The sequence below is a fragment of the Mesorhizobium sp. M0761 genome (genome assembly GCF_040320205.1).
GTDB lineage: Bacteria > Pseudomonadota > Alphaproteobacteria > Rhizobiales > Rhizobiaceae > Mesorhizobium.
This window is the reverse complement of sequence record NZ_JAMYPF010000001.1, coordinates 78709-105353: the sequence shown is the minus strand read 5'-3', so window position 1 is coordinate 105353 and position 26645 is coordinate 78709. Positions and strand designations below refer to the sequence as shown.

General features: G+C 62.9%; 22 protein-coding genes and 1 pseudogene. 9 read left to right on the top strand and 14 right to left on the bottom strand.

Going from position 1 to position 26645, the window contains the following annotated elements; all coding sequences use genetic code 11:
- Positions 1 to 11 precede the first annotated feature (11 nt).
- The 6 genes and pseudogenes from NKI32_RS00540 to NKI32_RS00515 all read left to right on the top strand — a co-directional run.
- Positions 12 to 1127, top strand: a complete 1116-nt coding sequence (locus NKI32_RS00540) for an ABC transporter ATP-binding protein (protein WP_023671180.1) — start codon at positions 12 to 14, stop codon at positions 1125 to 1127.
- A gap of 5 nt (positions 1128 to 1132) precedes the next feature.
- Positions 1133 to 2635, top strand: coding sequence for a GMC oxidoreductase (locus NKI32_RS00535; protein ID WP_353001519.1), 1503 nt, complete (start codon positions 1133 to 1135; stop codon positions 2633 to 2635).
- Positions 2632 to 3393 (top strand): 3-ketoacyl-ACP reductase, encoded by a 762-nt coding sequence (locus NKI32_RS00530; RefSeq protein WP_353001517.1) that lies wholly within the window; start codon positions 2632 to 2634, stop codon positions 3391 to 3393. The genes NKI32_RS00535 and NKI32_RS00530 overlap by 4 nt, the downstream gene beginning before the upstream one ends.
- Positions 3394 to 3405: 12 nt before the next feature.
- Positions 3406 to 5034: a GMC family oxidoreductase gene (locus NKI32_RS00525; protein WP_353001516.1), complete on the top strand. Its 1629-nt coding sequence runs from the start codon at positions 3406 to 3408 to the stop codon at positions 5032 to 5034.
- Positions 5035 to 5054: 20 nt separating this feature from the next.
- A complete protein-coding gene (locus tag NKI32_RS00520; protein ID WP_353001514.1) occupies positions 5055 to 5372 on the top strand; it encodes a Dabb family protein in 318 nt (105 codons plus the stop codon).
- 89 nt (positions 5373 to 5461) lie between these two features.
- Positions 5462 to 5752 (top strand): annotated as a pseudogene (locus tag NKI32_RS00515) (MFS transporter); the annotation flags it as partial.
- 119 nt (positions 5753 to 5871) lie between these two features.
- On the opposite strand, the gene NKI32_RS00510 reads toward NKI32_RS00515, so the two are convergent.
- The 14 genes from NKI32_RS00510 to NKI32_RS00445 all read right to left on the bottom strand — a co-directional run bounded on the left by NKI32_RS00510 (position 5872) and on the right by NKI32_RS00445 (position 21096).
- Positions 5872 to 6717 carry an EamA family transporter gene (locus tag NKI32_RS00510; protein ID WP_023737624.1) on the bottom strand — a complete coding sequence of 282 codons (846 nt, stop codon included), beginning with the start codon at positions 6715 to 6717 and terminating at the stop codon, positions 5872 to 5874.
- Between the two features lie 7 nt (positions 6718 to 6724).
- Complete coding sequence (locus NKI32_RS00505) at positions 6725 to 7633, bottom strand: endonuclease/exonuclease/phosphatase family protein (protein ID WP_353001511.1); 909 nt, start codon at positions 7631 to 7633, stop codon at positions 6725 to 6727.
- Positions 7634 to 7721: 88 nt separating this feature from the next.
- Entirely contained in the window at positions 7722 to 9275 is a 1554-nt protein-coding gene (locus tag NKI32_RS00500) for a cation:proton antiporter (RefSeq protein WP_353001509.1), read from the bottom strand.
- A gap of 152 nt (positions 9276 to 9427) precedes the next feature.
- A complete protein-coding gene (locus tag NKI32_RS00495) occupies positions 9428 to 10492 on the bottom strand; it encodes an ABC transporter ATP-binding protein (protein ID WP_023683214.1) in 1065 nt (354 codons plus the stop codon).
- Between the two features lie 30 nt (positions 10493 to 10522).
- The gene (locus NKI32_RS00490) at positions 10523 to 11314 is read right to left on the bottom strand and encodes an ABC transporter permease (RefSeq protein WP_023671171.1); all 792 of its coding nucleotides are present in this window, start codon (positions 11312 to 11314) and stop codon (positions 10523 to 10525) included.
- Positions 11311 to 12225: an ABC transporter permease gene (locus NKI32_RS00485; protein WP_023817252.1), complete on the bottom strand. Its 915-nt coding sequence runs from the start codon at positions 12223 to 12225 to the stop codon at positions 11311 to 11313. Before NKI32_RS00485 ends, NKI32_RS00490 begins: the two co-directional genes overlap by 4 nt.
- 63 nt (positions 12226 to 12288) lie before the next feature.
- The gene (locus tag NKI32_RS00480; protein ID WP_023671169.1) at positions 12289 to 13395 is read right to left on the bottom strand and encodes an ABC transporter substrate-binding protein; all 1107 of its coding nucleotides are present in this window, start codon (positions 13393 to 13395) and stop codon (positions 12289 to 12291) included.
- 239 nt (positions 13396 to 13634) lie between these two features.
- Positions 13635 to 14807, bottom strand: a complete 1173-nt coding sequence (locus tag NKI32_RS00475; RefSeq protein WP_023683212.1) for an iron-containing alcohol dehydrogenase — start codon at positions 14805 to 14807, stop codon at positions 13635 to 13637.
- An 18-nt stretch (positions 14808 to 14825) separates the two neighbouring features.
- Positions 14826 to 16211 (bottom strand): aldehyde dehydrogenase family protein, encoded by a 1386-nt coding sequence (locus tag NKI32_RS00470; protein ID WP_023817251.1) that lies wholly within the window; start codon positions 16209 to 16211, stop codon positions 14826 to 14828.
- A 13-nt stretch (positions 16212 to 16224) separates the two neighbouring features.
- On the bottom strand, positions 16225 to 16644 hold the full coding sequence (locus tag NKI32_RS00465) for a type II toxin-antitoxin system VapC family toxin (protein WP_353001507.1): 420 nt from the start codon (positions 16642 to 16644) through the stop codon (positions 16225 to 16227).
- Positions 16641 to 17096, bottom strand: a complete 456-nt coding sequence (locus NKI32_RS00460) for a DUF7662 domain-containing protein (RefSeq protein WP_353001505.1) — start codon at positions 17094 to 17096, stop codon at positions 16641 to 16643. Before NKI32_RS00460 ends, NKI32_RS00465 begins: the two co-directional genes overlap by 4 nt.
- 89 nt (positions 17097 to 17185) lie before the next feature.
- Entirely contained in the window at positions 17186 to 18556 is a 1371-nt protein-coding gene (locus tag NKI32_RS00455; protein WP_023701008.1) for a glutamine synthetase family protein, read from the bottom strand.
- A gap of 90 nt (positions 18557 to 18646) precedes the next feature.
- Complete coding sequence (locus NKI32_RS00450) at positions 18647 to 20254, bottom strand: amino acid permease (RefSeq protein ID WP_023825178.1); 1608 nt, start codon at positions 20252 to 20254, stop codon at positions 18647 to 18649.
- Between the two features lie 23 nt (positions 20255 to 20277).
- Complete coding sequence (locus NKI32_RS00445; protein WP_353001502.1) at positions 20278 to 21096, bottom strand: N-formylglutamate amidohydrolase; 819 nt, start codon at positions 21094 to 21096, stop codon at positions 20278 to 20280.
- Positions 21097 to 21243: 147 nt separating this feature from the next.
- Here NKI32_RS00445 and NKI32_RS00440 point away from each other — a divergent pair, with 147 nt between their 5' ends.
- The 3 genes from NKI32_RS00440 (at position 21244) to NKI32_RS00430 (ending at position 26534) form a co-directional block, all read left to right on the top strand.
- A complete protein-coding gene (locus NKI32_RS00440) occupies positions 21244 to 22071 on the top strand; it encodes a MurR/RpiR family transcriptional regulator (protein ID WP_023686446.1) in 828 nt (275 codons plus the stop codon).
- Between the two features lie 171 nt (positions 22072 to 22242).
- Positions 22243 to 23406: an efflux RND transporter periplasmic adaptor subunit gene (locus tag NKI32_RS00435; RefSeq protein WP_023686447.1), complete on the top strand. Its 1164-nt coding sequence runs from the start codon at positions 22243 to 22245 to the stop codon at positions 23404 to 23406.
- The gene (locus NKI32_RS00430) at positions 23403 to 26534 is read left to right on the top strand and encodes an efflux RND transporter permease subunit (protein ID WP_353001500.1); all 3132 of its coding nucleotides are present in this window, start codon (positions 23403 to 23405) and stop codon (positions 26532 to 26534) included. The genes NKI32_RS00435 and NKI32_RS00430 overlap by 4 nt, the downstream gene beginning before the upstream one ends.
- Positions 26535 to 26645 lie beyond the last annotated feature (111 nt).

Sequence of the window (26645 nt, the reverse complement as noted above, 5' to 3'; positions counted from 1 at the left end):
AAGGAACGACCATGGCTTTTCTGGAAATTGATGGGCTGAAGAAGCGCTTCGGGAATGTCGAGATCCTGAAGGGCATCGATGTCGAGCTCGAAAAGGGCGGCTTCCTGGTGCTGGTCGGCCCGTCCGGCTGCGGCAAGTCCACCTTGCTCAACACGATTGCCGGCCTGGAGCAGATCACCGAGGGCGAAATCCGCGTCGACGGCCGCGCCATCAACGATCTGCACCCATCCAAGCGCGACATCGCCATGGTGTTCCAGAGCTATGCGCTCTATCCGAACATGACGGTGGCCGGAAACATCTCCTTCGGCATGGAGATGCGCGGCGTGCCGGCCGACGAACGCCAAAAGGCGATCGACAAGGTGGCCAAGGTCCTGCAGATCGGCCACCTCCTGCAGCGCAAGCCGAGCCAGCTTTCCGGCGGCCAGCGCCAGCGCGTCGCCATGGGCCGGGCGCTGGTGCGCGACCCCAAGCTGTTCCTGTTCGACGAGCCTTTGTCCAACCTCGACGCCAAATTGCGCGTTGACATGCGCATCGAGATCAAGCGCCTGCATGCCACCACCGGCACAACCATCGTCTACGTCACCCACGACCAGATCGAGGCGATGACGCTGGCTACCAAGATCGCCGTCATGCGCGACGGCGAGGTGCAGCAGTTCGGCACCCCGGCCGAGATCTACAACAACCCGACCAATTTGTTCGTCGCCGACTTCATGGGTTCGCCAGCGATGAACCTGATCCCGGCGACCATTGCCACGTCGGGCAATGCGCTGTCCGTCGTGTTGGAGCGCGAGGCGCGCGAGCCGATCACGCTGCCGATGGCCAACGCGCCGGCGGGTCTTTCGGCATTCCAGGGCAAGCCGATCATCTTCGGCGTGCGCCCGGAAGCGCTGACCGATCCGGAAGGTGCGGAACGCAACGCCTCCAACATTGCCACTGCCGACCTGCACATCGAAGTGGTCGAGCCGGCAGGGTCCGACACGTTCGCGGTGACCAACCTCGGCGGCAAGGGCGTGGTGGCGCGGTTGCGGGCCGACGCCAACATCCAGCCGGGCACCAGCACGCCGCTCGCCTTCAACCTGACCAAGGCCGTGTTCTTCGATCCGGCGACCGAACACCGCATCCGCTGATCGAGATGGTCAGCCCCGATATCGTCATCATCGGCTCCGGTATCGGCGGCGCTACGATCGCCTCCGGTCTGGCGGGCAGCGGTGCCTCGATCCTGATGCTGGAGCGCGGTGAGCCCTTGACGGCAACGCCGCATGCCCGCGACACGCGCTCCATCTTCGTCGACGGCCACTACCGTCCGAAGGAGATGTGGCGCGAGGCCGGCGGTGCGGCCTTCAACCCCGGCAATTACTACTATGTCGGCGGCAATTCGAAATTCTACGGCGCGGTGCTGATCCGCTACCGCAAAGAGGATTTCGCCGCCATGGAGCACTTCGGTGGCGTCTCGCCGGCATGGCCGTTTTCCTACGATGAATTCGAGCCCTGGTATTCGAAAGCCGAGCAGCTGTTTCGCGTCCGCGGCTCACTCGGCGAGGACCCGACCGAACCGTTCCACTCGGTCCCCTATGCCTTCAAGCCGGTGCCCGACGAGGCGCCGATTGCGCGCGCCCGCGCTGAGTTGAAAGCCCTCGGCCTGCATCCGGCCTCGCTGCCGCTCGGCGTCGACATCGACACCTGGCTGAAAGAGGGCAAGACCGGCTGGGATGCTTTCCCCAACACCGCCCAGGGCAAGGTCGACGCTCAGACCGGACCGCTGACGGCCGCACTTAAGGACAGCAATATCCGACTCGAAACCGGCTGCCATGTCGAATATCTCGAAGCGTCGTCCGACGGCAAAAGCATCGCTGCCGTTCACTACCGTCAGAATGGCGAGCTGAAGAAAGTCGCGCCGAAGCTGGTCATCCTGTCCGCCGGCGCGGTCAATTCCGCCGTCATCCTGCTGCGCTCGCCGTCATCAGACGGCAAAGGCCTCGCCAACAGCTCCGACCAGGTCGGCCGCAATTTCATGAACCATAATTCGAGCGCCATGCTGGCGATCGATCCGCGCCGCAGGAACGACAGCGTCTACCAGAAGACGCTGATGCTGAATGACTACTATCTCTCCGACGGCAAAGGCGGCAAGCCGCTCGGCAACGTCCAGCTGCTCGGCAAGATCGACGGCAACATGTTGAAGGCCAACGTCAAACGCGTGCCGAAATTCGCGCTCGATTACATGGCCGGTCACGCCGTCGACTGGTATCTGATGTGCGAGGATCTACCCGATCCGGAAAGCCGCATCATGGTCGACGGCAAGGACATCGTCATGCAATGGCGGCGCTCCAACATGCAGTCGCTGGACGGGCTGACCAAGCTGATGCGTGAGAACTTCCGCGCCTGCGGTTATCCCATCGTGCTGTCGCGTCCCTTCGACAAGCGCACGCCCTCGCACCAGTGCGGCACGGTGAAAATGGGCGACGATCCGGCGACGTCGCCGCTCGACCCTTTCTGCCGCGCCTTCGACCACCCGAACCTGTTCGTTGTCGACGCCAGTTTTTTGCCGAACTCGGCCGCCGTGAATCCGGCGCTGTCGATTGCGGCACAGGCGCTCCGCGTGGCCGAGCATATTCGCCGAACGGACCTCGCGGCATGACCCGCCCCGCAGCAATCGTCACCGGCGGTGCGCGGGGTATTGGGCTCGCCTGCGCCGAGGCGCTGGCCGGGGCCGGCTTCGACATTTTGATCGCCGACCTTGCCGAACAAGCGCCGGACGAACTGGCCGCCAACATCACCGCACGGGGTGCGGAGTTCGCCTATGTCCGTTGTGATATCGCCAACCTCGAGGATCACACGGCCCTCGTCGACGCCGCCATACGTGCCTTCAGCCGCATCGACTGCCTGGTCAACAATGCCGGCATCGGCGCCGTGGTGCGCGGCGATCTGCTGGAGCTGAAGCCCGAGAATTTCGACCGTGCGCTGGACGTCAATCTGCGCGGCACAGTCTTCCTTAGCCAGGCCGTCGCCAAGGCGATGCTGGCGGCTCCCAGCAATCATCCGCGCTCGATCATCACCATCACCTCGGTCAGCGCCGATATGGCCTCGCCGGAACGCGCCGACTACTGCATCTCGAAAGCCGGCCTTTCGATGTGGGTGAAGAACCTGGCGCTGCGGCTTGCGCCGGAAAGCATCGGCGTGTTCGAGCTGCGGCCGGGCATCATTCGCACGGACATGACCGCGAGCGTATCAGCCAAATACGACGCGCTTATCGACAGCGGCCTGGTGCCGGCAAAACGCTGGGGCGAAGCATCGGACATCGGCGCCGTGGTGGCGACGCTTGCCGCCGGCAAGCTCGGCTTTTCCACAGGCTCGATTATCAATGTCGACGGCGCGCTCTCCGTGCCTCGACTGTAGGTGGATAGGGTTATGACCGACTACATCATCGTAGGTGCCGGCCCGGCCGGCTGCGTTCTGGCCAACCGGCTGAGCGAGGATCCAGCGAACTCCGTGCTGCTGCTCGAGGCCGGCGGCAAGGACTGGCACCCCTACATCCACATGCCGGCGGGCTTTGCCAAGATGACCAAGGGCATCGCTTCCTGGGGCTGGTCGACCGTGCCGCAGAGGCACATGCAGGACCGCGTCTTCTGGTATACGCAGGCGAAGGTGGTCGGCGGCGGCTCGTCCATCAATGCCCAGATATACACGCGCGGCAACGCTCGCGACTACGACGCATGGGAGAAGGAAGAGGGCCTCGCGGGCTGGGGCTATCGCGACGTGCTGCCTTATTTCAAGCGCGCCGAGAACAACCAGCGCTTCGCCAACGATTTTCACGGCGACCAGGGGCCGCTCGGCGTGTCGAACCCTATTTCGCCGCTGCCGATTTGCGAAGCCTATTTCCGCGCCGGCCAAGAGATGGGCATCCCCTTCAACCCGGATTTCAACGGCGCTAGCCAGGAAGGCGTCGGCTACTACCAGCTGACCCAGAAGGACGCCCGGCGCTCATCCGCTTCGGTCGCCTATTTGAAGCCCATCCGCGCCCGCAAGAACCTGACGGTCCGAACCGATGTGCTGGTCACCCGCATCGTCGTCGAGAAAGGCCGCGCCACCGGCGTCGAGATCGCCGACAAACCCGGCGGCGAGAAGACCATCATGCGCGCCGAGCGCGAAGTGATCGTCTCGTCCGGCGCCATCGGTTCGCCGAAGCTGTTGATGCAGTCGGGCATCGGCCCGGCTGATCACCTGAAATCGGTCGGCGTGACGCCGGTGCATGATCTGCCCGGTGTCGGCTCCAACATGCAGGACCATCTCGATTTGTTCGTCATCGCCGAATGCACCGGCGACCACACCTATGACAACTACGCCAAACTGCACCGCACCGCGTGGGCCGGCTTGCAGTATCTGCTGCTGAAGAAAGGGCCGGTCGCCTCCAGCCTGTTCGAGACCGGCGGCTTCTGGTACGCCGATCCGACCGCCGCCTCGCCCGACATCCAGTTCCATCTGGGACTGGGCTCCGGCATCGAGGCCGGCGTCGAGAGGTTGAAGAACCCCGGCGTGACCTTGAACTCGGCCTTCCTGCGCCCGCGCTCGCGCGGCACGGTGCGGCTGAGCAGCGCCGACCCGGCCGACCACCCGCTGATCGATCCCGACTATTGGTCGGACCCTTATGACCGCGCCATGTCGATCAAGGGCCTCAGGCTTGCGCGCGAGATCATGCGGCAAAAGGCGCTTGCACCTTACGTGTTGCGCGAGGTGCTGCCCGGACCATCGCTCGCCAGCGATGACGAGCTGATCGACTATGCCTGCCGCACCGCCAAGACCGACCATCACCCCGTGGGTACCTGCCGCATGGGCCATGACGATATGGCGGTGGTCACACCGGACCTGCGCCTGCGCGGCATCGAGGGCCTGCGCGTCTGCGATGCCTCGGTGATGCCGCGCGTGCCTTCCTCCAACACCAATGCGCCGACCATCATGGTCGGCGAAAAAGGCGCCGACATCATCCTCGGCCGCGAGCCGCTTCCGCCGGCGGTGTTCTCCGGCAATCGGGCCGCATAGCCACTTAGGAGAACGAACCAATGCTCAGACACTGCGTCTTCGTACGCTTCCGCAGCGATGTGCCCGCCACCGAGCGCACGGCAATCCACGCCGATCTCGAAGCACTGCGCTCCGTTGTCGACGGCATGGACACGGCCCATTTCAGCACCAATGTCAGCCCGGAGCCGTTCGCGCGCGGCTTCAGCCATGCCTTCACCATCGACTTCCGCGATGCCGCCGCCCGCGACGCCTATCTCGTGCATGAAGCGCATCAGCGCGCCGGCGCCCGATTGGTCGCAGCGCTCGAAGGCGGCACCGACGGGCTGATGGTGTTCGATCTCGACGTTACGAAAAAGTGACCGCGCTTCTTTCGAAAGCCGGCTGACGCCTGTTCTCTTTTGCGCCCCAAGGAACATATCGTTCCCCGGGGGCGTTTAGGAGGAACGTCGTGGCTCTCACCGCGCAGCAGAAGAAAACCGTCCTTGCCTCCTTCCTCGGCTGGACGCTCGACGCTTTCGATTTCTTCCTTCTGACGTTCCTGCTCACCGATATCGCAACCGAATTCATCACTGACGTCCCGGCAGTCTCCAAAGCGTTGTTCCTGACGCTGGCGACACGCTTCATCGGCGCCTTCTTCTTCGGCAGGCTGGCCGACAAATATGGCCGCAAGCCCATTCTGATGCTCAACATCGTCAGCTATTCGGTGATCGGCGCGCTGGCTGCCTTCTCGCCCAATCTCGTGGCTACGCGCTGGCGCTGTTTGCCGGCGTGGTCGCCGTCTGCATCATCCTCGTCATCCGCTTCAGTCCGGAACGGCGCGGACAGGTGATGACGGTGCTCGGCTGAAGTATCAGGCTCTCAGCCCAGCCTGAGGGCCACGACACCGGCGACGATGCTGAGCGCGGCCCCGCCGCGCCAGCCTGTCATCTTCTCGCCGAGCGCGAAAACCGAGATCATCATGGCAAACAGGATCGACGTCTCGCGCAACGACGCCACCGAGGCGATCGGCGCCTTGGTCATCGCCCACATGACGATCCAGTAGGCCGCGCCGCTGAGCACGCCGGTGAACAGGCCTGCCTTCCAGTCACGCGCCAGCACGGGCAGCGCCTTGGGCCCGCGAAAGATGAGGCACAGCACCAGCGCCCACGTGGCATCGCAGATGAACAGCCATGCGGCATAGCTCGTTGCCGTTGCGGCCAGCCGCGCGCCGCTGCCGTCGGAGAGCGTATAGCTGGATATGAAGATCGAAGTGCCGAGCGCAAAGCCGACCGCCCGCACATTGATCCGCTCCAGATGCGCGCCGCCGCGAAACGACATCACCAGCGTGCCGGCCGACAGCAGCAGGATGCCGAGGATGGCGAACGGCGCCGGCATCTCCTGCACCACGACAACGCCGCCGAGGGCGGTCAAAAGCGGCGCCGTGCCGCGCGCCAGCGGATAGGTCTGGGCGAAATCGCCGGCCTTGTAGGCGCCGATCAGGAAGGTCCGGTAGCCCATGTGAAAGAGCACCGAGGCGATGATAAAGGGCCATACCGCGGCCTTTGGAAACTCGACGAAGGGCAGCACGAACAGTGCGGCAAAACCCATGCCCAGCGTCATCAGCGTGATCGACAGGAAGCGATCGAGATGCACCTTGACCAGCGCGTTCCAGATCGCGTGCATGGCGGCGGCGGCAAGCACCGCGAAAAAGACGAAAAGCGTCATCGAGGGCTCACCGATCTCCCGAGTTCAAAGGCGTTTCGAGATCGATATCGATCCGGACCGGAAAATGGTCTGAAGCGATCTCGCCTATATCGGCACTGACCGAGCGCACACGGTCCGCGAACATACCGCCGACGAAGCAATGGTCGAGCCGGCGTTTTGCCACTTTCCCGTCGATCGTTTTCACATGGGTGTGGAAATCGGCAGCCGGCTCGCTAGCGACGGCAGCGGCATCAACAAAGCCGTCGAGATAAGCTGCCCCGCGATGATAGGGCGTGCTGCCGACGATGCGGCTGTATTCGGCGCTGCCCGGCTCCATGTTGAAATCGCCCATCCAGATCGCAGCTGTCGGGTTTTCCGGCTCTGCCTCGCCACTGGTCCAGTTGCGCGAAGGCTCATTGTCCGCGCCGCTCCACGGGCCGCCCTCGGACGGCGCGCGGCGATGCTCGGCCAAGAGATAGTCGATCTGCTCCAGACGCTCCTCCGCCGCGATATGGGCGAGATGCAGCGACACGACCCTTACCGGTCCGGCCGGCGTGCGGATCATGCATTCGAGCGCGGCGTTGCGCGTGTTGAGCGGCCGCAGCGTGCGGCGCATGGGCAGCGCGTGCAGCCGCGACCAGGCGATCGGCAGCTTCGACAGCAGCATGGTGCCGAACTGGCGGCGGCGGTTGACGACCCGGCCGTCGCGGCGCTCACTGGCGTCCATGTCGAAGGCCGGGCCATAGACCCAGTAATAGCTAGGCAGCAGCTTGGACAGGACCTCCGGCTGGTCGTCCTCATTGGTGCGCTGCCAATGCCGCTCGACCTCCTGCAGCGCGATGATATCGGCGCCGTCGACCAGCTTGGTGCAGCGCGAAAGATCGTAACGGCCATCGCCGCCGAACCCGTACTGGATGTTGTAGCTGACCAGTTTCATTGCTTATCCGGCTCAATTTCGCTTTGGCAGTAGCGGTTCGGCAGACGGGTTGCAATGTACCGGCACGACGGCGGAACTGGGCCAGCGTCTATGATGTGGTCAGCGGCTGGAACCGGCCCGCCGGCGATGCCGCCAGTTCGGCCCAGTCGATCTCTTCCTCCAGCCGGTGGTAGGCTTCGTCGCCGATCGTGCCGTTGCTGCGCAACTCCTCGAGCGTGTCGCGCTGGCGGTTGATGGCATAGAGGCGCAGCCGGTCGTATTCGGTCGCGGCCTGAGCATCATCCGGGTTTTCCGCAATCAGGCGCTGCGCCTCATACTGCTCGCGCACGACGGCCGCCGCCGCAGATGTCTTGCGGCTCAGCACGTCCAGTGCTGCCTGCATGATGGCGACGCGCGCCTGCGCCACCTCATTGTCGACGGTTCTATCGGGGTCGAAGTTGATCCAGCGCAGCAGCGGCTTCAGCGTCATGCCTTGCAGCACCAGCGTGCCCAGCACCACCGCGAAGGCGGCAAGCACGATCGGGTCGCGGCCGGGAAAATCGGCCGGCAGCGCAATGGCCACCACCAGCGTCACCAACCCACGCATGCCGCACCAGCCGACAATGACGGCGCCGCCGAACGTCGGCAATTCCCGCCTTGCCTCTTGGCTGCCGAAGCGGGCAAGCCACCGGATGATCGCGACGTAACTCGCCACCCAGACAAGGCGCGCGACGATAACGACGACCAGCACCGTTGCGGCGAAAAGGAATGCTTCGCCTTGCCCGTCGCCGGCCAGCCTGCCAACGATCGTGCGTGCCTGCAGGCCCATCAGCACGAAAGCCAGCACGTTGAGCACGAACACCGCCGACTCCCAGACCGAATAGGTGCTGACGCGGCGTCTCGCCGACGACTGGCGCGGCGCCCTGCGCGCAATGGTCATGGCATAGACGACGATGGTGATGATGGCGGAAAGGCCGAGCCTGTCGGCGATGATCCACACGGCGAAGGTTCCGGCAAACTGCACCACCGTGCTGCTCGCCGCATCCTCGATGCGGCCGAGCGCCAGCAGCGAGACGCGGCCAAACAGATAGCCCGCGATCACACTGCCGATCGTTGCCAGCAGGATCACCGGAACGGCGTTGCTGAGCATGATCGTGCCAAGCGCGGCCGAAACCGCCAGCCGGTAGATCAGCAGCGCCGTGGCATCGTTGAGCAGGCTCTCGCCCTGCAGGATGGCGGTGATGCGGTGCGGTACCTTGAACTGGCTGAGCACGGCGGATGCGGCCACCGCATCCGGTGGCGCGACGATGGCGCCAAGCGCGATTGCCGCCGCGATCGGCAGGCCGGCCATCTTCCAGCCGACCAAGGCAACCACCACGGTGGTGAAGACCACGGCGCCCAGCGCGAGCAACGCGAGCGACAGCCGGAAGCGCTTGAGGTCGCGCAGCGACGTGTCATAGGCGGCGTCGAGAAGCACCGGCGCGATGAACAGGGCAAGCGCCAGCTCCGGATCGATCTCGATCGTCGGCGCACCGGGTACGAAGGCAATCGCGACGCCGGCCAGAGCCAGCAGGGACGGATAGGGAATTTCCAGCCGCCGCGACAGCGCCGTCAGCGCGACGGCAGCCAGAAGCAGGATGAGGGTAAGTTCGAATAGCGCCATGGCCCATCGTAGCGGCGAAGCGGCATCATGGGCAGTGGCTGGATGGCAAGATGCTGTTGATTGTCCAGCAAACGCCCGACCTTGGCAGGATACGGCCGTTCATCGCGCTGGCCTGATTCGACCGTCTCGGTTCCCTTGGGATGCTGCTTTTACTAGTGCAGCACCAGCATGTCGCTCGATGAAAACGATATCTCCGCCTTCTCGCCAACAGCCGGCGGTGGTGTGGCCGGGCTGTTGAAGGTGTCGAGCGACACCGTGTTGCCGCCGATGCCGACGCGAACGCGGATCACCGAGCCGAGGAAGTGCACTTCGGAGATTTCGCCCGACAGGCTTGAATCGCGACCGGGCTGGCGCCCTAGCGAAATCGCCTCGGGACGCAGCGCCAGCGACAGGGTGTCACCGGACTTCGAGCCGTTGAGCTTGCCCTTGAGCGAGACTTCCTGCGTGTTGACTTGCACCGTGCCGGCCGCGGCGTCAGTGACCTTGCCTTCGAGCACGTTCAGCGTGCCGACGAAATTGGCGACGAACTTGGTCGCCGGCCGGTTGTAGATCTCGAACGGCGTGCCGACCTGCTCGGCCTTGCCGCCATACATCACCGCGATGCGGTCGGAGATCGACAGCGCCTCTTCCTGGTCATGTGTGACGAAGATGGTGGTGATGCCGAGCTTCTTCTGGATCGAGCGGATTTCCTCGCGCAACGACACACGTACCTTGGCGTCGAGCGCCGACAGCGGCTCGTCGAGCAAAAGCAGCTTCGGCTTCGGCGCGATGGCACGCGCCAGCGCGATGCGCTGCTGCTGGCCGCCGGAGAGCTGGTAGGGATAGCGGTCGGCCATCTGCGGCAGCTTGATGATGTCGAGCATCTCGGCCACGCGTCTGTCGATGTCCGCCTTGGGCATGCCGGCGACCTTCAGGCCAAAGCCGATGTTTTGCGCCACCGTCAGGTTGGGGAACAGCGCATAGGCTTGGAACACCATGCCGACATTGCGCTGGTTGGGCTTTAGCCTCGTGATGTCCTTGCCTGCGACGACGATCTTGCCCGCCGACGGCTCTTCGAAACCGGCGACCATGCGCAGCACGGTGGTCTTGCCGCAACCCGATGGCCCAAGGAAGGAAACGAACTCGCCCGGCTCGACATCAAGATTGAAATCTTCGACCACGGTGGTGGCGCCGAAGGATTTTCGCACATGCTGGATGGAGAGGAATGGTTCGGCCATGGCTTTTTCTTTCGATCAGTACTTTGTCGATCAGTTCGGGCGGTTCGCCGATCTCGGCGCGAAACGGGACAGAATCTGGATCAGCGACATACAGCCCCAGGTGATGGCGAAGGCGATGATGGCAAGCGCCGCCGGCTCATAGGCGCGGTTGGCGCCAACGTTTTGCAGATAGGGGCCGAAGGCGGGCCGGTTGAGCAAGCTGGCCATGGTGAATTCGCCAATGACGATGGCGAAGGTAAGGAAGGCGCCCGACAGCACGGCGATCAGCACATTGGGCAGGATCACACGACCAATGATCGTGCCCCAACCGGCGCCAAGGATCTGCGCCGCTTCGGTCAGCGTCCTGACGTCGATGGTGCGCAGTCCGGTATCGACCGCGCGATACATGTATGGCAGCGCCAGCATTGCATAGCCGATGACCAGCAAGGCATTTGTGCCCATGTCGGTCGCCAGGAACGGCAGCGGCGAATTCGAACCGTACATCCTGATATAGCCGAAGACGATGACGATGGCGGGAATGACCAGCGGCAGCAGCGTGATGAACTCTACGATCGGGCGCAGTTGCGGCAGGCGCAGTCGAATCCAGTAGGCGGCGGGCACCACGATCAACACGCCCAGAATGATGGTGAAGATGGCGGCAAGCACTGAGTAGCCAAAGGTCGCCTGAAAACGAGGGTCGCCAAGCACGATCTGATAGGCGTCGAAGGAATAAGCGCCGCGCCGCATGCGCAAGGAAAATTCCACCGTCGCGATCAGCGGAATGAAGAAATAGGCCGCGCCCAGCCCGAAGACGACCCAGGCCCAGAATTTTCCGGACTTCATTTCAGCCACCTCTCCGAGCGCGTCCGGAACCAGATGTAGAAGACATTGGCCAGCCCGGTGATGACGATCATGCCGAAGGCGATCGCATAGCCGAGATGGGCATTGTGCAGCACGTCACCGCGTATCTGCGCATAGAGCAGGATCGGCACGATGTTGAGTGAAGAGCCGGTCAGCGCATAGGCGGTGGCGATGGCGCCGAAGGCATTGGCGAAGAGCAGGATGACCGTGCCGAGGAAACTCGGCCAGATCACCGGGATGACCACCATGCGCCAGTATTGCGTCTGGGTGGCGCCAAGCGTCGCCGCAGCCTCGCCCCACTCCTTCTTCAAGCCGTCGATCGCCGGCGTGATGATGACCACCATTAGGGGAATCTGGAAATAGACATAGGTCAGCGTCAGGCCCCAGAACGACAGGATGTTGAAGCCGTGCGCGTAGATATTAAGACCGAAAAAAGTGTTCAGCATCACCGTGGCAAGGCCCAGCCGGCCGAGCGTGGCGATGAAGGCGAAGGCCAGCGGTACGCCGGCGAAATTGGAAGCCACGCCGGAGAATGTCAACGTCGCCGAACGTATCCACTCCGGCAGGCCGCCGCGCACGATGGCGATGGCGATGCCGAGACCTGCGAAGGCGCCGATCAGCGACGAGGAAAGGCTGACCTTGAGCGAGATCCAGTAGGCGGCGACAATCGATGGCTGCGCCAGTGCTGCTATGTTTTCGAACGTGAATTCGCCGGCATCGTTCTGGAATGCACCCAGCATCAGATAGAGCGTGGGTAGGATCAGGAACATGATGGCGAAGATGAAGAATGGCGCAACGCCGAGCCATTGCGTCGGCAGTCGCATTGCACGCGCCTCGCTGGGGGGCGCGGTCTTCCCGGCAACTGCGTGATCGGAAAGCGAGATATCTGTCATGCGCCGGCTACCGTCTCCGAGGAACACCGGGCGGCCGCGAGGCCGCCCGGTTGGTTTCAAGTCTTACTTGACGTTGGCGCCGACGACGGCATCCCAATTCTTGGTGACGGCTTCCTTTGCCTTGCCCTGCTCGTCCAGCGTCGGGAACACCGCGGCAGCGTAAGCCTCGGCCGGCGGCAGCTTGGCCATCACGTCGGCCGGGAGCTTGCCGTTCTTGGCAAGATCGTTGAAGCGGATCGGGTGGCAATAGCCCTTCAGCCAGCCGATCTGGCCTTCGTCGGAGTAGAGATACTCCAGCCAGAGCTTGGCAGCGTTCGGATGCGGTGCGAAAGCACTGATCGCCTGCACATAGACGCCGGCAACGACACCGGTCTTCGGCACGACGACGTCGACGGGCGGATTGCCCTTCAGCGTGTCGCGACCGGCAAGTGCATTGTAATCCCAGGTCACCAGGATCGGCGTCTGGCCTTGTGCCAGGGTCGCCGGTTTGCCGATGACCGGCACGAAATTGCCGGCGGCGTTAAGCTTCTTGAAGAAGTCGAGACCAGCAGTGCCAGCAGCTTCGCCGGCAGCCGCACCACCGGAAATGCCGGCCGCGTAGACGGCCTGGATGGCCTGGTTCGAGGCGCGCGGGTCGCCGGCAAGCGCCACGGTGTTGGCGAATTCCGGCTTCAGCAGGTCAGCCCAGTCAGCCGGCGCTTCCTTGACGAGGTCCTTGTTCACCAGGAAGGATAGCACGCCATAGTAGTCGCCGGTCCAGTAACCATCGGCATCCTTGGCGCTGTCGGGGATCGAGTCCCAGGTCGACACTTTGTAGGGCTGGATCAGGCCGTCAGCCTTGGCGGTCGGGCCGAAGGACAGGCCAACGTCGATGACGTCGGGCGCCTGCGGGCCCTTGTTGTCCTTGTTGGCCTTGATCGCCTCGACCTCGTCGCCGGAGCCGGCATCGGGGTTGAGTTCGTTGATGGTGATCTCAGGATACTTTGCCTTGAAGCCGTCGATGACGGCGCCGTAGCCGCACCAGTCATGCGGCAGCGCGATGGTCGTGAGCTGGCCTTCCTTCTTCGCAGCGGCAACCAGTTCATCCATGGACTGGGCCGACGAGATAGCAGAGGTCGCCATGAGGGCGACGGCCGAAAGGGAAAGCACTTTCCCTGTGAACTTGAACATGTGTTCTCTCCGTTGAACTGGCGTCCTGGACGCCTGCGATGCGGTATCGGTTTCATATGACAGCCAGATGAAAGCTTTTTGAAACTGGCCCCCGGCGGTACGAAAAGTTAACTCTTTTTAACCGGCTGTAGCAATTAGCCTCGACTTAATTTCCCGGCTAATGGTTTATTGCCTTGCTTTTTGCCCCCTTGCCCTTCCTTTCCCTTCGTTTTTAGATCACGTCCGGCGCAGAAACCGCCTCAGACAGTGCCGGCGATAGTGTTCTCGAGCAGCGTCAGCGCCGCCTTTTTGGTCAGCCTGACCGGGTTGCCGCCGGCGGTCGGATCGACCACCGCCATGTCGGCGATCAGCCCTTTGCGCTTCTTGTCCATGTCGAGCCCCTTGATCAGATCGGGCAGCGCATGCGGCACCTTCAATTCCTTGCGCAGCTTGATGATCGCTTTGGCAAAGCCGTCGAAGCCACCCTTGATGCCGCAATAGGCAGCGAGCCGGGCAATCCGCTCCTCGATGGAGTCGCGATTGAAGGCCAAGACATAGGGCATGAACACCGCATTCGTCATGCCGTGATGGGTGTCGTAGAGCGCGCCGATCGGATGCGACAGCGAGTGGATGGCGCCAAGACCCTTCTGGAAGGCGGCAGCACCCATGGCGGCCGCACTCATCATGTGGGCGCGCGCGACAAGGTCCTTGCCGTTGGCGTAGGCCTTGGGCAGGTTCTCGAACACCAGGCGCACACCTTCCACCGCAATGCCGTCGGCCATCGGGTGATAGCCCGGCGCGCAATAGGCTTCGAGGCAGTGCGCCAGCGCATCCATGCCGGTGCCGGCGGTGATGAAGCCGGGCATGCCGACCGACAGTTCCGGATCGGCAATGACGATTGCCGGCAAAAGCTTCGGATGGAAGATCACCTTCTTGGTGTGCGTCGCCTCATTGGTGATGACGCCGGCACGCCCGACTTCCGAGCCTGTGCCGGCAGTGGTCGGCACGGCTATGATCGGCGCGATGGCATCCGAATTGGCGCGCGTCCACCAGTCGCCGACATCCTCAAAGTCCCAGATCGGCCGCGTCTGGCCAGCCTGGAACGCGATCAGCTTGCCGAGATCGAGCGCTGAACCGCCGCCGAAGGCGATGACGCCGTCATGCTTGCCCTTCTTGAACACGGCGATCCCGGCGGTGAGGTTGGAATCGACCGGGTTCGGCTTCACCTCGGAGAACACGCCATAGGATACCTTGGCGTCGTCGAGGATTTTCAGCGTCGAAGCGACGACCGGCAGTTTCGCCAACCCCGGATCGGTGACGAAAAGCGGCCGCTTAATGCCGGTGGCCGCGAGCACCTCAGGCAGTTCCTTGATGCGCCCGGCACCGAAGCGGACGGTGGTCGGGTAGTTCCATTTGGAGATCAGCTTGGACATGTCTTGTCTTTCAAAAAATCAGATGGCTTCGCGCAGATGGAAGGATTTCGGCCGGGTCAGATTGTCGTAGCCGAGCGCCGAAAGGGCGACGCCTTTGCCGGTGTCCTTGACGCCGGTCCAGACCAGCGCCGGATCGAGGTAGTCGCAGCGGTTCATGAACACGGTGCCGGTCTCGACGCGGTCGCCGATCGCCACCGCATGCTCGATATCGCCGGTCCAGATCGAAGCGGTCAGCCCGTAGGGGCTGTCGTTCATCAGCGCGATCGCCTCCTCGTCGTTACGCACCTTCATGATGCCGACGATCGGGCCAAAACTTTCCTCGCGCATGACGCTCATCTGGTGGTCGACGCCGGTCAGCACTTCCGGCGCCAGATAGGGCGAGCCGGCCTTGTCGTTAGCCACCTTCATACTGATGTGTGCGATTGCACCCTTGCGCAGCGCCTCGGCCTTCTGCTCGCGGATCAGGTCGGCAAAGCGCGCCTGCGCCATCGGCCCCATTGTCGTCGCCTGTTCCAGCGGATTGCCGACGACATAATTCTTCGTCTCGGCGATGAAACCTTCGACGAACTGGTCGTAGACCTTCTCATGCACATAGACGCGCTCGATGCCGCAGCAGCACTGGCCGGAATTGTAGAAGGCGCCGTCGACCAGATTGGCCACCGCATGGTCGAGCTTGGCGTCGGGCAGCACATAGGCCGGATCCTTGCCGCCGAGTTCGAGCCCGAGCGTCATGAAGGTGCCGACCGCCGCCTTCTCGATGGCGCGGCCGCCGCCGACCGAACCGGTGAAATTGACATGGTCGATCTTGCCCGAGCCGAGCAGCTTTTCGGTCTGGGAATGGTTCAGCACGACATTCTGGAACACGCCCTTGGGCAGCCCAATTTTGTCGAACGCCTGCTGGAACCGTTCGCCGACCAGCAGCGTCTGCGCCGCATGTTTGAGGATAACGGTATTGCCGGCCATCAGTGCCGGCACGATGGTGTTGACGGCGGTCAGATAGGGATAGTTCCACGGCGCGATCACCATGACGACGCCGAGCGGATCCTTCTTCACATAGCGTCGGAAGCCGTCCTTCGGGTTGGATGCCGGCACGGATTTCAGCGCGGCTTCAGCGATCTCGACCATGTAATTGGTGCGTTCCCTGACGCCGCCGAACTCGCCGCCATAGCGCACCGGTCGCCCCATCTGCCAGGCGATCTCCGGCACGATCTCGTCGGTCATCGCGACCAGCGCTTCGAGCATCGCCAGCATAAATTTGCCGCGCTCGACGATCGGCGTCAGCGCCCACTTCTCCTGCGCCGCCTTGGCGCGCTCGACCGCGGCATTGATCGCCTGGTCGGTCGCGATTGGCCGCTCGGCGTAAATGGAACCATCGATGGGCGACTTGAGTTTTACGGTTTCCAAAGGATACTCCAAGTTAGCAGGCTAGGGTGCGCAGATGGCCATTGCGGCCATAGCGAAGGATGGGCTCGTCACGCGTCACCAGAACCATGTCCAACGCTCTCGCACTTGCCATCAGTATCCGATCCATGGGATCACTATGGGGCGGACCGGGCAGGTTGGATGACGCAATCAGAATGGCTGGTGAGATAGCGCTGAGCTTTGCCGACATTCGCTCGATGAATCTCTCCACGAAGTCGAGTGGCGCCAATGGCAGATTGAGCCGGCCCTTGGCTACGCCAATTCCGATCTCCCATGCCGACATCGGCGAAAGATACAGACGGCCGTCATAGGCCGCTTCCGAAATCTCCCGGCTTGCGTGCGGATCGATCAGACTATCGTTGGCGACAAAGATCATCGCACATGTATCCAGAAGCAGGTTTGGCCCTTCGCTCATTTACGCACCGCAAGTTTGCCGTCACGCGCGTCAGCCTCACCGCCCAGATAGCCCCGGTCCCATGGCTCGTCATCGAAAGGTTTGGTGATATCAAATCCGGCTTCGATTGTTATCAGGCCCTTCATGAAACCAAAACCGGGGTGGCGATCCGCGCGCGCCTCCTTTGGCGCGGCAGGCACCCTACCACTGGGCGGCGCCGAAATGGGTACTTTGCGAACGCGGCGAAATACCAGTTTCCCACTCCCTATATTGACGGATTCGGTTTCGAACCCAGCCTCAAGCCACTCCCTTGTCATGGGATTGTTGCTCGGATTGTTGCTCCACCATGCAGGGTATTGCTTCGATGCGGGCAGCGGCAGATTGAGCACTCTCTCGATTTCGGCGAATGACATCGGAACGCGATCGACATTTTGGGCAATGAGAAAGTCCTTGAGCGGCGCATATTTGGACATTGCAAACTCCTCAATGTAGCGCACTGCAGTTTACAGGTACCATATGGTACTAACTTCACTACAGTGTCAACATTAAAGCTGTATAAAGTTTAATACCGCTCGAACCCCCTGTGCAGTTCCCAATCCGTAATGCGGCGGTCGTATTCGAATTGCTCCCACTTTGCGGTGTGGACATAATGTTCGAGCACATCGTCGCCGAGCGCCTGCTTCAGCATCTTCGACTTGGCCAGCGTCTCGGTGGCGTCGCGCAGCGTCTTCGGGATCTCCGGCAGGCGCGAGGCCTGGTAGGCATCGCCGACGAACGGCTTCTGCAGTTCGAGCTTCTCGTCGATGCCGGCAAGGCCGGCGGCGATCAGCGCCGCGAAAGCGAGATAGGGGTTCAGGTCGGCGCCGCCGATGCGGCATTCCATGCGGATGCCCTTGGTGCCCTCACCGCACAGGCGGAAGCCGGCGGTGCGGTTGTCCTCGCTCCACATGATCTTGGTCGGTGCGAAGGTGCCGGCCTGGAAGCGCTTGTAGGAGTTGATGTAGGGCGCCAGGAACCAGGTAAACTCCCTGGCATATTTCAGTTGCCCAGCCGCCCATTGCTGGCCAAGCGTGGACAAAGTCCAGTCCGCCTTCTTGTCGAAGAACAATGGCGTCTTGCCGTCGGCGCTCCACAGCGAATTGTGGATGTGGCTGGAATTACCGGCGAGCCCGTAATTGTATTTCGACATGAAGGAAATCGACTTGCCTTCGGACTCGGCAATCTCCTTGGCGCCGTTCTTCAGGATGACGTGGCGGTCGGCCATGTCGAGCGCTTCGGCATAGCGCACATTGATCTCTTCCTGGCCTGGGCCCCATTCGCCCTTGGAGTTTTCGATCGGAATGCCCGCCGCTTCCATCTCGTTGCGAAGCCGGCGCATGACGCCTTCTTCCTTGGTGGTGATGCCGATCTGGTAGTCGCCAATATAGGGCGACGCGGTGTCGAGCCCCTGCCAGTGCTTCTTGCGGGCGGAATCGTAGGTCTCGTTGAACAGGTAGAATTCGAGCTCGGAGGCGAAGTAGCCGATATAGCCGCGTTCGGTGAGCCGCTTGACCTGCTTTTTCAGCATCGCGCGCGGCGAATGCGGAAGGTCGTCATGGGTGTGGTGGTCGAGCACGTCGCAGATCACCAGCGCGGTCTTTTCCAGCCACGGAATCCGCCGCAGCGTCGCAAGGTCCGGCTTCATGACGAAGTCGCCATAGCCCTTCGACCAGCTTGCCGCCTTGTAGCCCGGCACCGGCTCCATATCGATGTCGGCGGCGAGCAGATAGTTGCAGCCATGCGTCTCGTCATGGGCGGAATCGACGAAGTACTGCGCCAGGAAACGCTTTCCCGCGAGCCGGCCCTGCATGTCGACGATGCAGGCCAGCACCGTGTCGATCTCGCCACTGGAGACCGCTTTCTTCAACTGATCGAACGAGAAATTTCCGGCCATTCCTTTGGCACTCCAGCTAGCCGCTTGGGCTTGTCACTTTGAAAGGGAAAAAGCCGTGGCTATCGAACTCGCCACGGCTTTGATTGTTGCTCAGGCAGATTCGCCGACAGCCTTTTCAGCGGCTGCAATGATCGCCTTGCGCTTGGCGATTGCCGCCTCGCCGATTGGCGGACCCTGGAAACGCCGGTTTTCAATGGCGAACCAAAGAATTGCCAGGATGATGGCGAAGCCAACCGAATAGTACCACAGGCCCGGCACGAAGCTTGTGGCGGCAACCGGCGGATTGGCGGCAGCGTCGCCCGGTGTGCCGGGGATCGACACGACGAAGGCATGACCACCGATCGTGACCAGGACGGTTCCGATCATGACAATGACCGCGAAGACTTTTGACAAACCGCCCAGACGGAAGCTGCCAAAGGTGGTCCAGGTTTTTCCTTCGGCAAAGAAACCCGCAACAATCGGCATTGCATATGAAATGTAGAGATACATAGCGCAGCCGGTCGAGAGCGCGGCAAAGGCATTGAGTGGCGTCGTCACGGCGGTCAACACGACCGCCATGATGGCGGAGAACCAGATCGCCGCCACCGGCGTGCGATATGTCGGGCTGACCGAGCTCAGCAGGCCCGAGAATGGCAAGCCACCATCACGCGCAAACGCATAGATCATCCGTGATGTGGACGTCACGGCGGCTAATGCGCAGAGGAAGTTGGAAATGATCACACCGATCAGCATCAACTTGCCGATAAACGACGTCATGATGGCTGCGATGAAGAGATTGTTGAAGGAACTCCAGCCGGAGGCGGCGGCGGCATTCAGATCCGGGATGGCCATGATCATGACAAGGATCAGCACAAAACCGAACACGCCGGACCAGAAGACTGAATGCAGCATGCCCTTGTGCACCGTGTCGCGCGCATTGACTGTTTCTTCCGCCGTGTGTGCGGACGCGTCAAAGCCGGTAATGGTGAACAGCGGATAGAGAAGGCCGATGATGATCGCCATCAATGGACCGGTTTGCGGGGAAACGCCACCACCAGAAGCCCCGGTGTTGTTTACGAAGGTGAACGCCTTGCCGATGTCCAGGCTTGGCGCCGCCATCAGAAACATGATGATAAGGATGACGGTGACCCCGAGGATCAGGTAGCCGGAGAAATCCGTCAGTATGGTCGTCAGCCTGATGCCGAAATGGTTCAGCAGGGCTTGCGCCGCGGTGATGACGGCGACCGATAGAATTTGCGTCCCCATCCCCCAGCCGGAGACGTCCCAGCCGAGTACCGAACCGAAGAACAGATCACGCGTGATGAGATAGAGAAACACATTCACGGCCGGGATGACGAACAGCAGTCCCAGCAGATTGACGTAGGCCGTTGCCCAACCCCAGAACCGGCCGCCCAGGATTGACGACCAGTGATACAGGCTGCCTGCCGTCGGGTAGGCTGACGCGATCTGGCCAAGACAGGCCGCAACGACAAGCGCATACGCGCTGCCGATGATCCAGCCGATGGTCAGTGAGAATGGACCGCCCGTCGAAAGCGCGATCGGGAATGATCCAAACCCGCCGGACAGGATGCAGATGATCGAAAACGAGATCGCAAAGCTTTGGAATGCTCCCATGCGCCGCGATAGTTCCTGGGCGTAGCCCATGCTGTGAAGGACCTTCACGTCCTCCGATGTGTCCGTGTGTATCGGTGCTGCCATTTGAAGTCCCCTTTTTAACGTTCTTAGCTGGCCGATTGAACTGACTTTCCCATTGCTTGTCGCCGGGAACCCTTGGCCTCCTCGGGTTCCAGGTCAGAAAAAATGCCTGTGAGCAGATCCGCCCATTTCCGCTGCCCGGTCTCGCCGGAGATCTCGTCGTTGCGGATTTCGATCATTGCGCAGGCAAGGCCGCGCGAGCGTGCATGGCGCTCCAAAGTGAAATAGACGCGGTCGGCCGGCGAATAGGGCTCGTTGATGCCGACAGTGACGCCGGAGAGCCGCTGCAGCGCCGCTATCAGCGGCGACGCCAGCCGGCGGTCGTCATCATGGATGATGCCGATATGCCAGGGCCGGTTCTTGCCCTTGTAGACCGGGGTGAAGGAATGCACCGACACCAGACGGGTCTCCTGCCCACGCGCCTGCCGGTCGTCGATGATCGATGCGATCGTGTCGTGGAACGGCCGCCACGAGAGGGCGATGCGCTCGGCGCGCTCACTGTCCGACAGGCCGGCATTGCCGGGAATGGCCGTCGTCTCGCTGACCTGCGGCACCAAGTCCGGCGCGTCGAGCGGACGGTTGCAGTCGATGATCAGGCGCGAGATGCGTGTTTCGATGAGCGTCGCATCGAGGGCGGTCGCGATGCGGCGGGCCACCGGCAGCGCGCCGGGGTCCCAGGCGATGTGGCGGGAGAGGTCCTCGGCCGGCAGGCCAAGCGTGCCGAATGCCGACGGCAGGAAGTTGGAAGCGTGGTCGCAGGTCAGCACGAAAGGGCTGGACCCGCCGGGGTTCGTCACCCCTACGGTATCAGACGATGCAAGGCTGGCGGGCCGTGCTCTCTCCATAGTCTGCCGTCCCCTGGGGAGCGCTGTATCTTATGTTACGTATTTTGCCTCATTGCGTCCCTGTGGATGATTTCATACAGTTTGTCCGGCTTTGTCAAACGCGATTTCGGGGAAGCGGTCTGGACGGGCTCAGGGGTGGGGAAAACGATGATTTCCAGCATTGCCGAACTGATTTCGGACCGCATCGGCACGATGCCGGCCGGCGAGCGCCGCGCCGCGCAAACGCTGATTGCAAACTATCCGCTGATCGGGTTGAAGACGGTCGCCGAGTTCTCGACCGCCGCCGGCGTATCGTCGCCGACAATCCTGCGCTTTGTCTCCAGGCTGGGGTTCCAGAACTATCCCGAATTCCAGTCGGCGCTGCAGGACGAACTGGCGGCGCAATTGCAGTCGCCGGCATCGCGCACGCTCAATCCGGCCTCACCGGGCAGCAGTGCCGTGTCGCCAATGCTGGAGGCGACGCTGGACAATATGCGCGAGACCTTCAGGCATCTGTCCGACAGGCAGCTTGCCGACATCGCCGAAAGGCTCGCCGAACGGCGCGGCAAGACATTCCTGATCGGCGGCCGCTTCACCGATCCGTTGGCGCGCTACATGGCCGCCCACCTCGCCATCATCCAGCCCGACGTTTATCACCTCGCCGGTCAGGAGAGCATCTGGCGCGACCGGCTGATCGACATGGGCAAGCGCGACGTGCTGGTGATCTTCGACATCAGGCGCTACCAGGACAGTCTGGTACGCTTTGCCGAGACCGCGCATCAGCGCGGCGTGCAGATCGTGCTGTTCACCGACCAGTGGCTATCGCCGATCGCCCGCTTCGCCCGCCATGTCATTGCAGGACGCACCGCCGTGCCTTCGGCGTGGGACTCTTCCGCCGCTCTGTTCGTTGTCGCCGAGACGCTGATCGGCGCTGTCACCAGGCAACTCGAGGCCGACAGCGCCAAGCGCATCCGCGACCTGGAAAGCCTGCGCTGACACGCTCAATCCCGGCCGCAGGTGCGCAAAATTACGCAGATTTAATGTGCATGGAAGCGGCAGAATTGCCATAAAGCCATGATATTGCGGCGGCTTCGCACATACCGGGTGCGTCGCTGCGCGTTTTTTTGCTTGGTGAAACCGGTAGACGTTTTGCCAACCGGAGTGTCGATGGTCGCCTGGAAACAGATCGTTTTTGCGCTTGTGATCCTGGTCGCGGCTGTCCTCGCCTGGGCGCGATTCTTCCCGGGCGCGCCGGAGGTTCTGGCACGCTGGGGCATCGACTGGACCTATGCTTCGGCGCCCGCCACAACCGGTGCGGTCGACACGACAAAACAGGCAGGCGGTCGCAACGCTGCCGGCCGCCCGGCAAATGTCGTCGCCTTGCCTGCGGCCACCGCCACCATCAACGATCGCCTGCAGGCGATCGGCACCGGCCGCGCCAACGCCTCGGTGACGGTCAACCCGTACAGCTCCGGCCGGCTGGTTGAATTCCTCGTTCAGTCCGGCACCCGCGTCGACAAGGGGCAGATCATCGCTGTTCTCGATTCCGAGACCGAGGTGATCTCGCAGGATCGTGCCAAGCTCGCCTTGCAGGATGCCCAGGACAAGCTCGAGCGGGTGAAATCATTGAGGGCCTCCAACGCCGCGACCCCGGTCGCCGTCGCCGATGCCCAAGTGGTGCTGGCCGGCGCCAAACTGGCGCTGCAGGATGCCGAACTCGCCTTGCAGCGTCGTTCGATCGTCGCCCCTATCGCCGGCACGGTCGGCATCCTGCCGATATCGGCCGGCAATTACGTCACCAGCCAGTCGGCGATCGCCACGCTTGACGACCGCTCCTCCATCCTGGTCGATTTCCTGGTGCCCGAGCGCTTTGCCGCCGCCGTCAAGGTCGGCGCGCAACTGTCGGCGACGCCGATCGCCAATCCGAGCAAGGCCTATACCGGCACCGTGTCGGCCATCGACAACCACATCGACGAAAAGAGCCGCACTCTGCTGGTCAAGGCTGCAATCGCCAATCCGGCGGATTCGCTGCGCGCCGGCATGTCGTTCGGCATCACCATGCGCTTCCCCGGCGACACCTACCCGGCCGTCAGCCCCCTGGCGATCCTGTGGGGTTCCGACGGCGCCTATGTCTGGCAGGTCGAGGACGGCAAGGCCAGGCGCGTTCCCGTGCGCATCATCCAGCGCAACACCGAGACGGTGCTGATCGACGCTGAGATCGAGGATGGCGACATGGTGGTGACCGAAGGCACCCAGAGCGTCAGCGAAGGCGGCGCGGTCCGCATCGCCGGCCAGGATCAGCGCGCCGCGGACGCGGCCGAAGGCTCATGACCGCGCCTGTCAGCACCGCCAGCGAAACCGGCTTCACCGCTCTCTTCATCCGCAGGCCGGTCATGGCCTTCGTGCTGAACACGCTGATCGCAGTGGCCGGCCTTGCCGCTTTCTACGGCGTCGAAATCCGCGAACTGCCCGATGTCGACCGCGCCGTGGTCACCGTGTCGACGGCTTTCGAGGGTGCCGCCGCCGAAACCGTCGACCGTGAACTGACCGACACCATCGAGGGTGCGGTCGCGCGCGTATCCGGCGTCAAGTCGATCTCGTCGACCTCGTCCTTCGGCCAGAGCCGCGTCACCATCGAGTTCAACGACGGCGTCGATTTGAACGTCGCCGCTTCCGACGTGCGCGACGCGGTCGGCCGTGTCGCCAACATGATACCGGAGACCTCCGATCCGCCGCGCATCGTCAAGGCCGATGCCAATTCCGATGCCGTGATGCGACTGGCCGTCACCTCCGACACCATGTCGGTGCAGGACATGACGGTGATTGTCCAGGACCAGATCGAGGACGAACTGGCTGCCGTGCCTGGCGTCGCCGACGTTCAGGTCTATGGCGACCGCGACAAGATCTTCCGCATCGATGTCGACCAGAACAAGCTCGCCAGCCTCGGCTTCACTGTCGCCGATCTGAGGGCAGCGCTTGCCTCGGTCGCTTTCGATTCACCAGCCGGTTCGATCACCACCACCAACCAGGATCTCATCGTCCGCACCACGGCCGATGTGACGACGCCGGAAGAATTCGAAAACATCATCATCGGCGGCACGACGCGCATCCGCGACGTCGCCACCGTCACGCTTGGTCCCGACATCGGCCAGACCTCGTTGCGCTCCGACGGCAAGACCGGCATTGGCCTTGGCATCATCCGTCAGGCGGAATCGAACACGCTGGACATTTCCACCGGAGTGAAGGCAGCCGTCGCCAAGCTGCAGGAAAACCTGCCCAAGGGCATGTCGATTAAGATCACCAGCGACGACGCAGTCTTCGTCAACGGCGCCGTGCACGAGGTCGAGATCGCGCTCGGCCTGTCGATCTCCATGGTGCTGATCGTCATCTACATCTTCCTGCTCGACTGGCGCGCGACGCTGATCCCCGGTCTCTCAATGCCGGTCGCCATGATTGGCACCATCGCCGCCATCTATCTCGCCGGCTTCTCCATCAACATCCTGACGCTTCTGGCGCTGGTGCTGGCGACCGGCCTTGTCGTCGACGACGCCATCGTCGTTCTGGAAAACATCGTGCGACGGCGCAACGAAGGCATGGGGCCTCGTGCCGCCGCCGTGCTCGGCGCCCAGGAAGTGTTCTTCGCAGTCATCGCCACGACGCTGACGCTCGTTGCCGTTTTCGTGCCGATCTCCTTCCTGCCGGGACAGACCGGCGGCCTGTTTCGCGAATTCGGCTTCGTCCTCGCCATGTCGGTGCTGCTCTCCTGCGTGGTGGCGCTGACGCTGTGCCCGATGCTGGCCTCGCGCATGTTGACCGGCGCATCGCTCCACCATGAAGGCGGTCACGGCATTGGCGCGCGCGTCGGTGGCGCGCTGAACGCGGCCTACAAGCGCGCCCTGCATGCCTGCCTTGGCGCGCCGTGGATCGTGCTGCTGGTTGCGGTGCTGTTTGCGGGCGTCGCCTTCAGCCTGTTCGGCACCATCCGCCAGGAACTGACGCCGAGCGAGGACCGCGCCGTCGTGCTGTTGCGCATCAACGCGCCGCAAGGCGTCAGCCTCGATTACACCACGCAGCAGATGCAGAAGATCGAGCGGCTGATCCAGCCGCTGCGCGATTCCGGTGAGATCGTCTCGACCTTCGAAAACGCCGGCCAGAACGGCGCCTACAATTCCGGCTTCATGGTGATGACGCTGGCGCCGTGGGACGAGCGCACGCGCAGCCAGCAGGAGATCATGGCGCAGATAAGCCAGCTGACCCGGCAGGTGCCATCCGTGCGCATCTTCCCGGTGCAGGCCAATAGCCTCGGCATTCGCGGCGCCGGCAACGGCCTGCAATTCGCGCTGGTCGGCAACGACCGCAAGGCGCTCGGCGACGCGGCGGTGAAGATCATCGCCCGGATGCAGGCCGATCCGCGCTTCCAGACGCCGCGGCTTTCCATCGACCCGACGCAGCCGCAGCTGGCTGTCGCCATAGACCGCGAGCGCGCCTCCGATCTCGGCATCGACATATCAGGGCTCGCCAACACCTTGCAGGCGATGCTCGACGGCAACGATGTCGTCGATGTCTACATCGCCGACCGCAGCTATGGCGTGAAGCTGGTCTCGACCACCAACCCGATCAATGATCCGACCGATCTGGAAAACATCTTCCTGAAGACCGCCGACGGCCGCTTCGTGCCAATGTCGACCATCGCCACGCTGACCGAGCGCGCCGTGCCGCCGTCGCTGACCCGCGAACAGCAGCAGCCTTCGGTGGCGATCACCTCGAACCTGAACGGCAATTTCGCACTGGGTGACGCGCTCGGCGTTGCCGAGCAGATCGCCGCCCCGCTGCTGCCGCCGGGCAGCCGCGTCCTGCCGCTGGCCGAAGCCGCGACGCTCGGCGAGACCAACAGCGCCATGATCACCATTTTCGGCTTCGCGCTGGTCATCATCCTCCTGGTGCTCGCAGCCCAGTTCGAAAGCTTCGTCAGCGCCGTCATCATCATGGCGACGGTCCCGCTCGGCCTTGCCTGCGCAATCTTTGCGCTGCTTTTGTCAGGCACCAGCCTCAATGCCTACAGCCAGATCGGCCTCGTGCTTCTGGTCGGCGTAATGGCCAAGAACGGCATTCTCATCGTCGAATTCGCCAACCAGCTGCGCGACCGCGGCCTCGGCGTGCGCGAGGCGATCGAGCAGGCCTCGATCATCCGCCTGCGGCCGGTGATGATGACGATGATCTGCACCATCCTCGGCGGGGTCCCGCTGGTGCTGGCCGCCGGCGCCGGTGCCGAAGCGCGCATCGCGCTCGGCTGGGTCATCGTCGGCGGGCTGGGTCTCGCCACCGTCTCGACGCTATTCCTGACCCCGGTCGCCTACCTCCTGCTCGGCCGCTTCGTCACGCCGAAGACGCATGAGGAAGCGAGGCTGAAGCGGGAGCTTGAGGAAGCGGCGTACACGAATGTGGAGCCGGCGGAGTAGCTCCGCTTACCCTCCCCCTTGTGGGGAGGGTCGGACCGCAGGTCCGGGGTGGGGGTGCAGCGCCAACTAACGTCGGTGCAGCGCTCCCGCGAATAACAGAGGTAGGAGCCA

Bases quoted from the DNA above. Each gene is read 5' to 3' on its own strand.
- NKI32_RS00540 (WP_023671180.1), top strand. From the start codon at position 12: ATGGCTTTTCTGGAAATTGATGGGCTGAAGAAGCGCTTCGGGAATGTC.
- NKI32_RS00535 (WP_353001519.1), top strand. From the start codon at position 1,133: ATGGTCAGCCCCGATATCGTCATCATCGGCTCCGGTATCGGCGGCGCT.
- NKI32_RS00530 (WP_353001517.1), top strand. From the start codon at position 2,632: ATGACCCGCCCCGCAGCAATCGTCACCGGCGGTGCGCGGGGTATTGGG.
- NKI32_RS00525 (WP_353001516.1), top strand. From the start codon at position 3,406: ATGACCGACTACATCATCGTAGGTGCCGGCCCGGCCGGCTGCGTTCTG.
- NKI32_RS00520 (WP_353001514.1), top strand. From the start codon at position 5,055: ATGCTCAGACACTGCGTCTTCGTACGCTTCCGCAGCGATGTGCCCGCC.
- NKI32_RS00510 (WP_023737624.1), bottom strand. From the start codon at position 6,717: ATGACGCTTTTCGTCTTTTTCGCGGTGCTTGCCGCCGCCGCCATGCAC.
- NKI32_RS00505 (WP_353001511.1), bottom strand. From the start codon at position 7,633: ATGAAACTGGTCAGCTACAACATCCAGTACGGGTTCGGCGGCGATGGC.
- NKI32_RS00500 (WP_353001509.1), bottom strand. From the start codon at position 9,275: ATGGCGCTATTCGAACTTACCCTCATCCTGCTTCTGGCTGCCGTCGCG.
- NKI32_RS00495 (WP_023683214.1), bottom strand. From the start codon at position 10,492: ATGGCCGAACCATTCCTCTCCATCCAGCATGTGCGAAAATCCTTCGGC.
- NKI32_RS00490 (WP_023671171.1), bottom strand. From the start codon at position 11,314: ATGAAGTCCGGAAAATTCTGGGCCTGGGTCGTCTTCGGGCTGGGCGCG.
- NKI32_RS00485 (WP_023817252.1), bottom strand. From the start codon at position 12,225: ATGACAGATATCTCGCTTTCCGATCACGCAGTTGCCGGGAAGACCGCG.
- NKI32_RS00480 (WP_023671169.1), bottom strand. From the start codon at position 13,395: ATGTTCAAGTTCACAGGGAAAGTGCTTTCCCTTTCGGCCGTCGCCCTC.
- NKI32_RS00475 (WP_023683212.1), bottom strand. From the start codon at position 14,807: ATGTCCAAGCTGATCTCCAAATGGAACTACCCGACCACCGTCCGCTTC.
- NKI32_RS00465 (WP_353001507.1), bottom strand. From the start codon at position 16,644: ATGAGCGAAGGGCCAAACCTGCTTCTGGATACATGTGCGATGATCTTT.
- NKI32_RS00460 (WP_353001505.1), bottom strand. From the start codon at position 17,096: ATGTCCAAATATGCGCCGCTCAAGGACTTTCTCATTGCCCAAAATGTC.
- NKI32_RS00455 (WP_023701008.1), bottom strand. From the start codon at position 18,556: ATGGCCGGAAATTTCTCGTTCGATCAGTTGAAGAAAGCGGTCTCCAGT.
- NKI32_RS00450 (WP_023825178.1), bottom strand. From the start codon at position 20,254: ATGGCAGCACCGATACACACGGACACATCGGAGGACGTGAAGGTCCTT.
- NKI32_RS00445 (WP_353001502.1), bottom strand. From the start codon at position 21,096: ATGGAGAGAGCACGGCCCGCCAGCCTTGCATCGTCTGATACCGTAGGG.
- NKI32_RS00440 (WP_023686446.1), top strand. From the start codon at position 21,244: ATGATTTCCAGCATTGCCGAACTGATTTCGGACCGCATCGGCACGATG.
- NKI32_RS00435 (WP_023686447.1), top strand. From the start codon at position 22,243: ATGGTCGCCTGGAAACAGATCGTTTTTGCGCTTGTGATCCTGGTCGCG.
- NKI32_RS00430 (WP_353001500.1), top strand. From the start codon at position 23,403: ATGACCGCGCCTGTCAGCACCGCCAGCGAAACCGGCTTCACCGCTCTC.